Consider the following 12,911-nt stretch of genomic DNA (forward strand, 5'->3'; position numbering starts at 1 on the left):
CCGCTACGTCCGGACCCGTCGATCGACCCGCTCGACCGCGGCGGTGAGCGCCCGCGGGCATTCGTGTTCCGGGAGGTGACCGCAGTCGTCGAGCACCGTCGTGTCCCGACCGGTGATCTCCCACACCTGGTCGTCCAGTCGACGGTGGTCGAGCACCGGATCACACGATCCCGCCACCACTTCGAGCGGCACCGCGCGGCTCCACTCCGCGAGCCGCCGCTCCGAGATGTGGCGATCCGCGCGCGTTCCGGCGCAATGCGTCGACACCAGAAGTCGCCATTCCACCAGGTCGTCGTCCGGACGGAAATGCTGTCCGCAGAGTGCGGCCACCGCCCTGGAGGTGCTGTGCGCTGACGTGCGGCGTCGCAGGAACCGCCCATCGGGGCGAGAGACCGGGACGATGCCTTCGGGACGGACCAGCACCATCGCGCCGACCGACGATCGGCAGGTGGCGGAGAGGGCCGCCGCGGCGCCGCTCCCGATGCCCAGCAGAACCGGCCGCGGGCCGCCGATCTGCGTCAGGGTGTCCTCTAGCCAGCGACCGTAGTCGGCCGAGGCCCGGCCCCGGCGCGGGCGCACCCCCGAACTGAGCCCGGGCTGGCCGGGCATGTCGGCGACGTGCACCGTGGCGTCGGGCATCGCATCGATCAGCGGCGTCAGAAGTGCCGCGCAAGACAGCTCGCCGGGCACCACCACGACGGTGCGCTGCGCGTCGGGTCGAACGACGGACGTGACGACGGTCGAGCCGAGCGAGGTGTCGATCCGGCGAACGGTGTGCGGCGTGGACCAGTCGGCGAGTCTGCGTCGGCACCATTCCTGCACGGCGTCTCGGCCTGCTGTGGTCCGGTACGTGCCCGTGTCGACGGCGAGCATCATGTCGAGGTGCCTCTTCCTGCTGGACGTCGTTCGGGGTCGCGGAAGCGACCGCCGACCAGACTTCCCGGCACACCGTGGGAGGACACTACTCGTGCGGTCGGCGGGTTGCCACTCGGCGACAGAGGTCCCGCGGAAGGACACGCGCCGGGCGTGCTCGACCGGCATGATCGGGCAATGGCGACGACCAGGCACCACCGCATCGACTACATCGAGCTGTCGGTCACCGACCTGACGGTCGCTCGGGCCTTCTACGCGGGGGCCTTCGGATGGACGTTCGTCGACTACGGCCCGACGTACGCCGGCATCGTGGGAGCCGACGGCGCCGAGGTCGGTGGGCTGGCCGTGGTCGAGACCCCCGCGCCGGCGGGAGGACCACTCGTGCTGCTCTACTCCGACGACCTGGACGCATCGGCCGAGGCGGTCGAGGCCGCTGGCGGATCGGTGGTGTCCGGCCCCTACGACTTCCCGGGTGGACGACGGTTCCACTTCGCCGATCCGAGCGGCACCGTGCTGGGTGTGTGGGCGTCGTCCTGAACCGTCGCGACGCGATCACGACAGTGGAATCGAGACCCCGGATTCCGGGGTCGGGAGTACACGATCAGCGGGCTGCTTCAGTCGACCAGGACCCCAGCAGTCGCAGTCGATCCGCGCTCGGGGATCCGGGCTCCGCTGTGTAGACCATGAGGACGGAACCGGGGTCCGCGGTGATCACCAGTTCCTCGTAGGCCAGGTGGACCTCGCCGACGACGGGATGGTGGAAGCGTTTGGTCCCGGCGCCGTGAGTGCGGACGTCGTGTGCTCCCCACAGCCTGCGAAAGGTCTCGTCGCGTGTGGACAGTTCGCCGACGAGGTCCTGCAGGCCCTTGTCGTGTGGGTCCCGGCCGGCCTCCGCACGCATGATGGAGACGCACATCTGCGCGAACAGGTCCCAGTCGGGATAGAACTCCCGCGACAGCGGATCGAGGAACTGGAACCGAGCCAGGTTGGGCACCCGGCCGCCGTCACCGATGACGGGCGCGTAGAACGCTTTTCCCAGTTCGTTGGTGGCCAGCAGATCCTGCCGTCGATTGCGCACGAAAGCGACGCCGTCGGTGATGGAGTCGAGTGCCCACTGCAGGCTGATGCGAGGTGGGGTGATGCGCTCCGCCCTGCGACGGGGGCGTCCCGACGTGGGGACACCGTCGGCCGCGCGAGCCAGATCGAGCAGATGCGCATGTTCGGTGTCGGTGAGCTGCAGGGCGCGCGAGAGCGCGTCGAGCACCGACGACGATGCGCCGCCGATGGCGCCGCGCTCGATGCGGGCGTAGTACTCGACCGACAGGCCGGCCAGCGACGCCACTTCGCTGCGACGCAGGCCGGCCACCCGACGGGTACCACTGGTCGTGATGCCCGCTGCCTCCGGTGTCAACCTCGCGCGGCGGGTCATGAGGAACTCGCGAACCTCGGCCTTGGTGTCCATGAATTCAGCGTAGGACGACCGGAGGCGATGAGGGAGGCCCTGTCATGACACCCCTCGCGCGGTCAGGCCAGCGTCGCCGTGTCGATGACGAACCGGTAGCGGACATCGGAGGCGAGCACGCGTTCCCACGCGTCATTGATCTTGTCTGCGGAGATGACCTCGATCTCGGCTCCGAGACGATGCTCGGCGCAGAAGTCGAGCATCTCCTGAGTCTCCGCGATCGAGCCGATGGCGGATCCTGCGAAGGTACGGCGGTGCGGGATGAGCGAGAAGACCTGCAGGGGGAGTGGTTCCGCCGGCGCGCCGACGTTGACCATGGCACCGTCGACGGCCAACAGCGACAGATGTGCGTTCAGATCGATCGACGCGCTGACGGTGTTGATGATCAGGTCGAACGTGGAGGCGAGATCCGTGAACGTGTCCGGATCGCCGGTGGCGAAGTAGTGGTCCGCGCCGAGACGTAGTCCGTCTTCCTGCTTCGCCAGCGACTGCGACAGGACCGTGACCTCGGCTCCCATGGCGTGCGCGAGCTTCACGGCCATGTGCCCGAGTCCACCCATCCCCACAACGGCGACCTTCTTGCCGGGTCCTGCGCCCCAGTGGCGGAGCGGTGAGTACGTGGTGATGCCGGCGCACAGCAGCGGCGCCGCAGCGTCGAGCTCGATGCCCTCGGGGATCGTGACGACGAAGTGCTCGGTGACGACGACCTGCTGCGAGTAGCCACCCTGAGTGACCGTGCCGTCGCGGTCGGTGCTGCCGTAGGTCTGAATGTTGCCGACGAGGCAGTACTGTTCCAATCCCTTGACGCACTGGGCGCACTCGCCGCACGAGCCGACCATGCAGCCGACGCCGACGCGGTCGCCGACCGCGTGCTTCGTGACCTCGGAGCCGATCTCGGCCACGATTCCCGCGATCTCGTGGCCGACGACGAGGGGGTACGGAACCGGGCCCCATTCGCCGCGGGCGGTGTGGATGTCGGAGTGGCAGATTCCGGCGAACGCGATGTCGATCCGGACGTCGTGAGGTCCGACATCGCGGCGGTCGATGGTGTAGGGAGACAGTGGCTCGTCTGCTGCGGTGGCGGCGTACGCCTTCACGGGAGTGGTCATGTCTCCAGTCGACACCCGCATCGGCGGTCGAGGGAGTCCCTGACGAAGGGTGTACCCGCAGGGCACCTCTCGTCGAGACGGTCAGTCCAGAGGTGCTGCGAACGTGCGGAATTCGCCGCGCTCGGTGTGCATGGTCCACAATAGTTCCGCGAGCGCGTCCGGTTCGTGCGACGGCTCACCCGCGCCGATGCCCCGCGGAATGATCAGCTGGCCGACGTGCAGCCCCTCCGGTGCGAGTGCGTCGTGCAGCAGTTGGGCGTAGGCACTCTCGCCGGCGAACGCGATAGACGTTCCGGCAACGGTCGCGCCGGGACGAACTGCACTGCCTCCGTTCACGAACAGCACGGTGCCGCGTCCCAGCGACCGCATTCCCGGCAGTGCCCAGTTCACCGCGGTGACGGGTCCGTAGATGGAGAACTCGACCGGACCGACGATATCGGCCACAAGTGTCTCGAGGACCGGCTTCATGAATTCCCTTGCCGGGACAGGGCTGTACTGCAGCACCTCGACCTGTCCGAGTCGCTCGGCCGCCGAGTCCAGCGCGGTGGTCAGGGACTCGGGGTTCCGGACGTCGGCCGCGAAGCCCGCGGCGGTGATCCCGGCATCGCCCAGCGAGTCGGCGATGCGGTCGACATTGCCCTGCTCTCGTGAGATCAGGGCGACCGAGAACCCCTCGCGGCCGAAGCGGCGAGCGACGGCGGCTCCGAGTCCCTCACCCGCACCGATGATGGCGATCGTGGTCATGGTCGTTACTCCTCTGATCGAGTGGAAGTCAGGACACCAGTGCGTCGTGCTGCGGGGTGGTGCCGGCGCGGTGGCCGTGTCCGGGCCTGGCCATGATCACGAGGGTAGCCAGCGGAACGAGCAGCGCGGCGGCGAACGCTGCGCCGACGACCGGGATCGAGGCCGGGCCGAACACACCGATGGCCCGCGCGGTGACCGCACTCCCCATCGCGGTGCCGAGGTTGAACATGGACGTGCACAGCGACGTGGCCAGGGTGGGTGCACCCTCGGCGAACCTGAGGGCCATCGACATGAGGACCGGGTTCATACCGAGACCGGCGAGACCGGCGATCGCGAGAAGTGCGATCGACGGTGCGGCGTGGCCCGACACCGCGCCGAGCAGGGCGAGTGCCGCCACGACGGCCATGCCCCCGCTCAGAGCAGTCCCGTACGGCGCGCGGCCTGCGAGCCGGCCACTGCCGAGTGTGCCGGTGACGGCACCGACGCCGAAGATCGCGAGACCCACCGGGAGGAGTTCGGCGGACAGGCCCGCACGCTCCGTCAGCAGCGGGGCGATGAACGAGTAGGTGGACATCACGGCCGAGGTGACGAGGACGCAGGCAGCCATGACCACCCACAGGCGCCGCGACATCAGCGCCGCCGTCTGCTCTCGCAGCGGGACGGTGGTCGAGGCGGAGCGACCGCCGGGAACGATGCGAGCGACCGGACCAGTCGCGAGCAGCGCCAGCCCGGCGAGGATCCAGAACGGGCCACGCCACCCGACGAGCTGACCGGCGACGGACCCGAGGGGCACGCCGATGACGGTCGCCAGGATGCCCCCGCTGAGGACCATGCCGATGGCACGCGCGGCGTCGTCCGGGCCGGACACTCGAGCACCGACGGACGCTGCGATCGACCAGAACGCCCCCGTGACCAGCGCGGTCACGAAGCGGGCGACGAGGACGACGGAGAGCTCGTCGGTGAGTGCCACGACGACATGTCCGGCGGCGAACACGGCGAGCGAGAGCAGCAGCGTCGTGCGCTCGGGAACTCGCAGCACCGCCACCGCCACCGCCGGCGTGGCGATCATGCCGATCGCGAATGCCGTGACCAGGAGACCCGCCTCGGAGATCCCGATGGCCAGGTCGCCGGCGATGTCGGGCAGCAACCCGGCCACGACGAACTCGGACGTGCCCATGAGGAACGTGCCCATCGCCAGGACGGAGACGAGGAAGGGCAGCGGTCGACGTTCGGTGGTGGAAGGCACGGTCGTCGACGCTATCGACGTCCTTGCGGCGCAACGAGACCCTGACAGGGAACCTCTCGCTCCCGAGTCACCTGAGTGCAGTGATCCGCGGATACCGCGGATCACTGCACACGAGTCAGCGCTCGAGCACCGTGCTTCCCACTCGAACACCACCTTGTGATGATTTCATCAGAAAGTCTTGACGGGCGATCCGATCATGAGTGACGATGTGATCATCTACTTCAGGAGCGGCCATGACGATCGATCACGCGCACCGAACTCGCGACGTCGACGGGCATCAGGGGATGCACGTCGATCAGGGCGCGCTGCCCGGCGAGCATCCCGGACGCGCCGCGAATCCGGTGATCAAGGTTCAGGACATCGCATGGCTGGAGTTCCGCAAGCCCGATCTGGACCGTGCGCAGACGTTCGCGGAGGCGTTCGGATTCCGCGTGACCGTGCGGACCGACGACGAGCTGCACCTGCGGGGTCTCGCCGACCGGGCGCCGTGCGTGATCATCCGAAAGGGGCGTCGGACGTCCTACGTCGGCGCTGCGTTCCGCGCTGCGGAGTCCGCCGACGTACTTCGTCTCGCCGAGGTCACGGGCCACCGAGCCGAGCGGTTGGCCGACTCGATCGGGGGGATCGGGGTGACCGTGACCGACCCGAGCGGTCAGCCGGTCCGGGTGGTCGCCGACCTCGACGACGGTCGGCAACTGCCGGGTCAGCGCACCCACGACTACAACTTCGGGGCGCTCGACGACGCGGGGATCACGCGCACCAATGCCACGCAGCGGCCACCGCACGAGCCCGCCCTCGTGGAGCGGCTCGGTCACGTGGTGCTGCAGCGCACGCGCTATCTGGAGAACCTGACCTGGTATCTCGAACACCTGGGGCTGATCGTCAGCGACTTCCTCTACTACGACGGGCAACGTCACCGCGGACCGGTCATGAGTTTCATCCGCTGCGACCGGGGGTCCGAACCGACCGACCACCACACGCTCGCGATGACGCTGGGGCCGTCGGACCGCTACGTCCACTCGGCGTACCAGGTGTGCGATCTCGACGCCATCGGTGCGGGGAGTCGCTATCTCACCGAGCGCGGCTACCGGCATTCGTGGGGGATCGGTCGGCACATCCAGGGCAGTCAGATCTTCGACTACTGGCGCGACCCGGACGGCTTCCTCGTCGAGCACTTCAGCGACGGTGACCGCTTCGACGCCACGCTCGAACCTGGCTGGGCGCCGATGACGGCGTCCGGTCTCGCGCAGTGGGGACCACCCGCGAGCAAGGACTTCCTGGGGATCGCACCGAACAAGCGGTCCCTGTCGGAACTGCGATCGATCCTCACCGGACTGCGCAGCGACAACGAATTCGACTCCGAACGCCTTCTCGGCCTGATGAAAGTAGCCTCGACATGAGCATCGCCGTTCTCCGCACCGCCGACGGATGGTGGGTGCAGACCCGCGAGGGTGCTGTTCGGGTGGACACCGCGGCAGTCACCACCGCGGAGCTGCTCGCCGACCGTTCGGCCGTCGATGCCGCCGCGGCCGGCGCCGAGACCGTGCCGGTGGCCTCACTCGAGCTCGTCTCGCCCGTCACCGCACCGTGTCGGGTGGTGGCCCAGATGACCAACTACGTGTCACACGTGAAGGATTCCGGTATGAATCCGGAGACGGTGCCACTGACTTTCTTCCGGAAGTCGTCGGGGTCGATCAGCGGACCGACCGCCGACATCGTCCGGCCGGCCCATGTCACCCTGCTCGACTACGAGGTGGAGATCGGGCTCGTGGTGGGGACGACCCTTCCCGTCGGATCGACGATCGACGACACGACGGTCGCCCGCCACATCGCGGCACTGGTGATCACCAACGACGTGTCGGCCCGCGACGTCCAGCTGCCCAAGACCCAGTTCTACGAGGCGAAGTCGTACCCGACCTTCACCCCCGTCGGCCCCGTCCTCCTTGTTCTCGAGGACGGCGACCTCGATCGTTTCGAGCAACTGCGGTTGATGCTGCGCGTCAACGGGGAGATCCGGCAGAACAGTACGGTGCGAGACATGATCTACCGACCCACGGAAGCGCTGCGGACCCTGACGGGGTTCCAGCGCGTCGACCCGGGCGACCTGATCCTGACCGGCACTCCGGGAGGCACGGCCCTGAAGGCGCCACCGAAGCCCATCGAGATCATCGGCGCTCTGCTGCCGCCGGCCGTGAAGTGGAAGACCTTCTTCAAGCGTCAGGCGAGCAACCCGGCCTACCTGCAGGACGGTGACGTCGTGGAGGTGACCATCGCCACCGACGACGCGATGCTCGACCTGGGGATGCAGCGCACGACGGTGCGGTACGCGTGACGCACCACCCGGCCGTCGTCGTCGGCGCGGGACCCACCGGAATGGTGGCAGCCTCACTGCTCGGACGGCACGGCATCGAGTGCCTCGTACTCGACCGGTGGGAGGACATCTTCCCGCAGCCGCGTGCCGTCCACCTCGACGACGAGGTCCACCGCATCCTCGGTGACCTCGGCGTCGCGGAGGCGTTCACCGAGATCTCCCGCCCCGGACGCGGCCTGCGCCTGGTGGACCCCGCCATGGACACCATCGCCGAGTTCGAGCGTGATCCCGATTCCCGTCCCCACGGCTTCCCTCCGGCCAACATGTTCGACCAACCGGAGCTCGAGCGCATCCTGCGATCGGCGATGACGCGGAATCCTCACGTGCAGTTTCGCGGCGGCGTGGAGATCACCGACGTGGCCACGATGAGGGACCACGTGCAGGTGATCGTCCAGGACGTCGCCACGGGCGAACGCAGCGCCGTCACGGCGGACGTGGTGCTCGGGTGCGACGGTGCGAACAGCGCGGTGCGGGCCGCGCTCGGAACGACGATGCGGACTCTTGCGCCCGAACAGCGGTGGCTGGTGGTCGACGCGTCGAGTCCCGTCGACCCCGGCCTGTGGGACGGGGTGCATCAGCTGTGCGATCCGCACCGCGCGGGCACGTTCATGCGCATCGGCCAGACTCGCTATCGGTGGGAATTCGAACTTCTCGAACACGAGACCGTCGACGACTTCCCGGATCTGGATGCACTCGCATCGCTGCTCGACCCGTGGCTGCGCCGAGCACCGCGCACCGATCTCGAGCTCGTCCGGGTCACCGAGTACACGTTCCGGGCCCAGCTCGCAGACCGGTGGCGTGATCGACGGGTGTTCCTGCTGGGCGACGCGGCGCATCTGACACCGCCGTTCATCGGCCAGGGGATGGGCGCCGGTCTGCGTGACGCCTACAACCTGACCTGGAAGGTGGCCGGGGTATTGGGCGGATCTCTGCCCGAGGCGGCTCTCGACAGCTACGAGCAGGAACGAGTACCGCACGCGCGCGCCATGATCCGCCAGGCAGTTGCCGTCGGATGGGCCATGAACGGCGGCGGTGAGAGGGTCGCGGGTCTGCGTCGCCGGGTGTTCCCGGTGGTGACACGTGTTCCCGGACTGAGTTCCGTCGTCACGGACAGCGCGACTCCGCGTCTGCACCCGTCGATGTTCGTGCGACGTGGATCGATGTCGCCGCGTCGGCTCGAGGGAACGCTGTGCCCCAACGCGCCGACCGAGCGCGGTGTTCGCTTCGATGCCGTGGCACCGTACCGGTTCACAGTGGTCACCACCGTGAAACCCGAACCAGCGCAACGTCAGGAGATCGCCCGCCGCGGCGCGGAGGTCCTTCTGGTCAGCCCCGGCTCCGACCACGGCAGATGGTTACGCCGCGGACGGGTGTCCGCCGCTCTGGTCCGCCCCGACCGGACGGTGATGGCGACCGCGCGGTCACTGTCCGCACTCCACACCCTTGTGCCGCCGTCGCCGAGCCCGTTGCCCCCGAACACGATCGGACGCGCCGATGAGAACTGACACGGCACTTCCTCGCTACACCGAGGACATCTACTCCACCGCGGCCATTCTCGATCCGTACCCGCACTATGCGGAGATGCGGGCTCTGGGTCCGGTGGTGTGGCTGACTCGCCAGAAGGTTCACGCGATCACGCGGTACGCGGAATGCAAGTCGACGCTGCTCGACGACGGCACGTTCGTCTCCGGCGACGGTGTCGCGCTGAATCCCGTCGCCAACAGACTCGGTCGTGGAACGACGCTCAACAGTGACGGCGACGAGCACGCGTTGAAGCGATCCGTGCTCGCACATCGTCTCACTCCGAAGGCCGTCCGGAAGATGGCGTCGGCGGTGCAGGACAAGGCCGAGCAGATCGTCGACGCGGCGCTGACGCAGCAGTGCATCGACGGAGTCGACGACCTGGCCACCGCGCTCCCGACGTCGATCGTTCCCGATCTCGTCGGGTGGCCGGAGGACGGCCGTGACGACCTGCTGCGCTGGGCCGGAGCGACATTCGATGCGCTCGGTCCCCTGAACCGGCACGCGGTGACGGCGACCCGAGCAGCGTCGGAGATGATGGCCTACTCCCGTCGGGTGGTCCGTGAACGCTCGGTGCTGCCGGGCAGCATGGGTGCGGACGTTCTCGCCGCGGCCGACGAGGGGCGCATCGAGAGATCGCAGTGCCCGGCGTTGATGATCGACTACCTCGGACCGTCGCTGGACACGACCATCGGCGCCATCTCCGGTGCACTGCACCTGTTCGCGACCCATCCGGACCAGTGGCAGGCGGTCCGCGAGGATCCGTCCCTGATTCCCAACGCGGTCAACGAGGTCGTGCGATACGAGTCGCCGATCCGTGCGTTCTCCCGCAGGGCGGTGCGCCAGGAGACCATCGGCGACGCGATCATTCCTCGGGGCGCGCGAGTGCTGGTGCTCTACGCGTCGGCGAACCGTGACCCCCGCGAGTGGCACGACCCGGACTCCTTCGACATCACCCGCGATGCGTCCCGTCAACTCGGCTTCGGATCGGGCGTGCACGGATGCGCGGGTCAGGGGCTCGCTCGTCTCGAGGCGTCCACGATGCTGCGAGTGCTGGCCGAGCGCGTCGAGCGCATCGAACTCACGGGCACACCGTCGCGTGCGGTGAACAACGTCATCCACCGATTCGACCGCCTCCCACTGAGGTTGGTCGCAGCAGAGAGGAGATCGTCATGATCGTCGATGTCGACTGGGATCGATGCGAGGGACACGGCATCTGCGCAGAGCAGGCGCCGGAGGTGTTCAGCCTCGACGACGAGGGCGAGCTGCACCATGCCTACGACGGCGCGGACGTCCCGGACGAGTTGGTGCCCGGTGCTCGATCCGCCGTGAGTGTCTGTCCGGTCGCGGCGCTGCGTGAGCGCGCGTGAGCGGTGCCGCACGCCGGGTGGTGATCGTCGGTGATTCCATCGCCGGATGTACCGCCGCACGTGAACTCCGAGCGCTGGGTCACGACGGTCCGATCACCATGATCGGATGCGATCCCGACGGCTGCTATGCCCGGCCGCCGCTGTCCAAACGCGTTCTCGCGGAGGGCATCGGTGCGTCCGATGTCTGGGACCTGTCCGATCTCGACCTGACCGCCGTCACCGCGCTGGCGACCGGAGTCGATGTCGGGCGACGAGTGATCACTCTCGCGGAGGGTGACGACGTTCCGTACGACGCTCTCATCGTGGCGACGGGGGCGGACGCTCGCAGACTGGCTGCACCCGACCAGAGCGGTGAGCTGGTGGTGCGCAGCCTTGCCGATGCTCGTCTGCTGCGGGAGCGGCTGGAGAATGCGACGTCCGCGATCGTCGTCGGCGCAGGGTTCCTGGGGATGGAAGTGGTGAGTGCCTGTGCGGCACGCGATGTTCCGGTCACGGTCATCGACGTGGATCCGCCGTTGCAGCGGATACTCGGCCCGTTCCTGTCCGAGGCGATCACCGCACGGGCGGCTGCACGCTCGGTCGACGTCCGCCGGGTGGACCGGCCCGTCGAGTTGATCGGCGATCCGGTGGGTGGGGTCCGGATCGACGGCATCGAGTCGACGGCCGATCTCGTGGTCAGCTGTGTCGGTGAGGTCCCCGGCACGCACTGGCTCGACGGCAGCGGGATCGGTGACGGCGGCGGCGTGGACATCGACGACCGCTGTGCGACCGCGGTGCCGGGAGTGTTCGCTGCGGGAGACGTCACTCGTGGCTCGGACGAGAACGGCCGGGTTCGCCGTACCCCGTTCTGGTCCACTGCGATCGCGCAGGGCAGGGTCGCCGCGGCATCGGTGTTGGATGTGCCGGCCCGGTGCGCACCGATGGACGACTACTTCTGGACCGAGGTACTGGGATTGTCCATCAAGGTCGTCGGTCCGCTGCCTCTCGTCGGTGCACCCACCGTGTTGGAGGGATCGGTGAAGGACGGCTCGGCTCTCCTCGAGTGGACGCACGACGACGGTCGCAGGACCGTCGTGGCCTACGGGATGAAGAAGGCTGTCGGGTTGTTGCGACGCATGGTGTCGTGATCACCGATGCGGCACTGCGCGAACGAGAGTCGCGCAGTGCCGCATCGGTGAACTGTCAGATCACTTCCCGAGTTCGCCGAACGTGGCGTCGATGTCGGCCATCTCCATCTCTGCGGTCTGCTGGATCAGCTCCATGAGCTCCGGATCGAGCCCGGGTGCGAACTCCTCCGGTCGCTCGGGCGCGATGTCGAGGGATGCACCCGCCGGCGCCTGTTCGCTCGCGTCGAGATCCGTTCCGTCCTTCGACGGCGACATGCCCTGGTAGATACGGCCCGCCTCGGACGCGCCGGTGAGGTCGAAGGTGTACTGCTTGCTCTGCAGGCCCATCTCCACGAGCTTCTGCACCTCGGGGAACTGCTCGGCGTTCGTCTTCGGAATGGGCAGCGTCTTCTTCCAGTCGACACCCAGTGTCTCGAGTGCCTTCGCGTAGCCGTTCTCGTGCGCCTGGTCCCGAACGATGAGGTAGGAGATGGTGGACCGGGCGGTCTTGTTGTCGGTCATCTCGTACATGCGGCACTTCTGCAGGCGGCCCGTCGATTCGAGCATCAGGTTGTACAGCAGATCGAGCACGAGGTTGCCCGAGTTGTAGACGTAACTGCCGCTCCACGGGTTGCCCACCGAGTCGACGGGCATCGCGCCCTGAGCACCGACGAGGTAGTGGTGGATGTTGCCCTCGGACAGGGCGATGTTCAGCGGCACGGCGCCGCCCGCGCCCGGTGTGTCGAGCGGATCGTTCTGCTTGCCCTGGTATCGCGGCGACCCGTCGAGCAGGCGAGAGATGGTGGTGCCGATGAGTTCGACGTGACTGATCTCCTCGGTACCGATGCCCTGGATCAGGTCCCGGTAGGGCTTGGCTGCGGCGCCGCGGAAGTTCATCGACTGGAACAGGTACTGCATCATCGTGCGCATTTCGCCGAACTGACCACCGAGGCCCTCCTGCAGCGCGTTCGCTGCGGCGGGATCGGGCTCGTCGGGAACGATGTCGTGGATCAGCTTCTGTACGTGCAGATACATGGGGCCTCCTCAGGCGTGGGGCGGAACTGCCGCCCACGCAGCACGGGTGCCCCGAGTCTGACCACCCTCAATCC

General features: G+C 68.0%; 13 protein-coding genes. 7 read left to right on the forward strand and 6 right to left on the reverse strand.

What is annotated here, in order from left to right; translation table 11 throughout:
• Positions 1-3: 3 nt before the first annotated feature.
• A complete protein-coding gene (locus HQ308_RS12230) occupies positions 4-876 on the reverse strand; it encodes an alpha/beta fold hydrolase (RefSeq protein WP_222646540.1) in 873 nt (290 codons plus the stop codon).
• A gap of 174 nt (positions 877-1,050) precedes the next feature.
• Between HQ308_RS12230 and HQ308_RS12235 the strand changes: the two genes are divergently transcribed.
• A complete protein-coding gene (locus HQ308_RS12235) occupies positions 1,051-1,410 on the forward strand; it encodes a VOC family protein (RefSeq protein ID WP_222639723.1) in 360 nt (119 codons plus the stop codon).
• A gap of 64 nt (positions 1,411-1,474) precedes the next feature.
• Here the strand turns inward: HQ308_RS12235 and HQ308_RS12240 are convergent, their stop codons facing one another.
• The 4 genes from HQ308_RS12240 to HQ308_RS12255 all read right to left on the reverse strand — a co-directional run bounded on the left by HQ308_RS12240 (position 1,475) and on the right by HQ308_RS12255 (position 5,434).
• Positions 1,475-2,335: a helix-turn-helix transcriptional regulator gene (locus tag HQ308_RS12240; RefSeq protein ID WP_056446493.1), complete on the reverse strand. Its 861-nt coding sequence runs from the start codon at positions 2,333-2,335 to the stop codon at positions 1,475-1,477.
• A gap of 62 nt (positions 2,336-2,397) precedes the next feature.
• Positions 2,398-3,444 (reverse strand): NAD(P)-dependent alcohol dehydrogenase, encoded by a 1,047-nt coding sequence (locus tag HQ308_RS12245; protein ID WP_222646541.1) that lies wholly within the window; start codon positions 3,442-3,444, stop codon positions 2,398-2,400.
• 81 nt (positions 3,445-3,525) lie between these two features.
• A complete protein-coding gene (locus tag HQ308_RS12250; protein WP_222646542.1) occupies positions 3,526-4,188 on the reverse strand; it encodes an SDR family NAD(P)-dependent oxidoreductase in 663 nt (220 codons plus the stop codon).
• A gap of 28 nt (positions 4,189-4,216) precedes the next feature.
• A complete protein-coding gene (locus HQ308_RS12255) occupies positions 4,217-5,434 on the reverse strand; it encodes an MFS transporter (protein ID WP_308115767.1) in 1,218 nt (405 codons plus the stop codon).
• A gap of 233 nt (positions 5,435-5,667) precedes the next feature.
• Between HQ308_RS12255 and HQ308_RS12260 the strand changes: the two genes are divergently transcribed.
• Genes HQ308_RS12260 through HQ308_RS12285 form a run of 6 tightly spaced genes read left to right on the forward strand, consistent with a single transcriptional unit; the run spans position 5,668 to position 11,823 of the window.
• On the forward strand, positions 5,668-6,834 hold the full coding sequence (locus HQ308_RS12260; RefSeq protein ID WP_222646543.1) for a VOC family protein: 1,167 nt from the start codon (positions 5,668-5,670) through the stop codon (positions 6,832-6,834).
• Positions 6,831-7,766: a fumarylacetoacetate hydrolase family protein gene (locus tag HQ308_RS12265; RefSeq protein ID WP_222646544.1), complete on the forward strand. Its 936-nt coding sequence runs from the start codon at positions 6,831-6,833 to the stop codon at positions 7,764-7,766. The genes HQ308_RS12260 and HQ308_RS12265 overlap by 4 nt, the downstream gene beginning before the upstream one ends.
• Positions 7,763-9,310, forward strand: a complete 1,548-nt coding sequence (locus HQ308_RS12270) for a bifunctional 3-(3-hydroxy-phenyl)propionate/3-hydroxycinnamic acid hydroxylase (RefSeq protein ID WP_308115768.1) — start codon at positions 7,763-7,765, stop codon at positions 9,308-9,310. The genes HQ308_RS12265 and HQ308_RS12270 overlap by 4 nt, the downstream gene beginning before the upstream one ends.
• A complete protein-coding gene (locus tag HQ308_RS12275) occupies positions 9,300-10,502 on the forward strand; it encodes a cytochrome P450 (RefSeq protein WP_222646545.1) in 1,203 nt (400 codons plus the stop codon). Before HQ308_RS12270 ends, HQ308_RS12275 begins: the two co-directional genes overlap by 11 nt.
• Positions 10,499-10,696 (forward strand): ferredoxin, encoded by a 198-nt coding sequence (locus tag HQ308_RS12280; RefSeq protein WP_027504376.1) that lies wholly within the window; start codon positions 10,499-10,501, stop codon positions 10,694-10,696. Before HQ308_RS12275 ends, HQ308_RS12280 begins: the two co-directional genes overlap by 4 nt.
• Positions 10,693-11,823 (forward strand): NAD(P)/FAD-dependent oxidoreductase, encoded by a 1,131-nt coding sequence (locus HQ308_RS12285; protein ID WP_222646546.1) that lies wholly within the window; start codon positions 10,693-10,695, stop codon positions 11,821-11,823. The genes HQ308_RS12280 and HQ308_RS12285 overlap by 4 nt, the downstream gene beginning before the upstream one ends.
• Positions 11,824-11,883: 60 nt before the next feature.
• Here the strand turns inward: HQ308_RS12285 and HQ308_RS12290 are convergent, their stop codons facing one another.
• The gene (locus HQ308_RS12290; protein ID WP_222646547.1) at positions 11,884-12,837 is read right to left on the reverse strand and encodes a manganese catalase family protein; all 954 of its coding nucleotides are present in this window, start codon (positions 12,835-12,837) and stop codon (positions 11,884-11,886) included.
• Positions 12,838-12,911: the final 74 nt, after the last annotated feature.

This window comes from Rhodococcus sp. BP-241 (assembly GCF_019836145.1).
Classification (GTDB): domain Bacteria; phylum Actinomycetota; class Actinomycetes; order Mycobacteriales; family Mycobacteriaceae; genus Rhodococcoides.

Excerpts from the sequence above, each read along its gene's own strand:
- HQ308_RS12230 (WP_222646540.1), bottom strand. The coding sequence starts at position 876 with ATGATGCTCGCCGTCGACACGGGCACGTACCGGACCACAGCAGGCCGA.
- HQ308_RS12235 (WP_222639723.1), top strand. The coding sequence starts at position 1,051 with ATGGCGACGACCAGGCACCACCGCATCGACTACATCGAGCTGTCGGTC.
- HQ308_RS12240 (WP_056446493.1), bottom strand. The coding sequence starts at position 2,335 with ATGGACACCAAGGCCGAGGTTCGCGAGTTCCTCATGACCCGCCGCGCG.
- HQ308_RS12245 (WP_222646541.1), bottom strand. The coding sequence starts at position 3,444 with ATGACCACTCCCGTGAAGGCGTACGCCGCCACCGCAGCAGACGAGCCA.
- HQ308_RS12250 (WP_222646542.1), bottom strand. The coding sequence starts at position 4,188 with ATGACCACGATCGCCATCATCGGTGCGGGTGAGGGACTCGGAGCCGCC.
- HQ308_RS12260 (WP_222646543.1), top strand. The coding sequence starts at position 5,668 with ATGACGATCGATCACGCGCACCGAACTCGCGACGTCGACGGGCATCAG.
- HQ308_RS12265 (WP_222646544.1), top strand. The coding sequence starts at position 6,831 with ATGAGCATCGCCGTTCTCCGCACCGCCGACGGATGGTGGGTGCAGACC.
- HQ308_RS12275 (WP_222646545.1), top strand. The coding sequence starts at position 9,300 with ATGAGAACTGACACGGCACTTCCTCGCTACACCGAGGACATCTACTCC.
- HQ308_RS12280 (WP_027504376.1), top strand. The coding sequence starts at position 10,499 with ATGATCGTCGATGTCGACTGGGATCGATGCGAGGGACACGGCATCTGC.
- HQ308_RS12290 (WP_222646547.1), bottom strand. The coding sequence starts at position 12,837 with ATGTATCTGCACGTACAGAAGCTGATCCACGACATCGTTCCCGACGAG.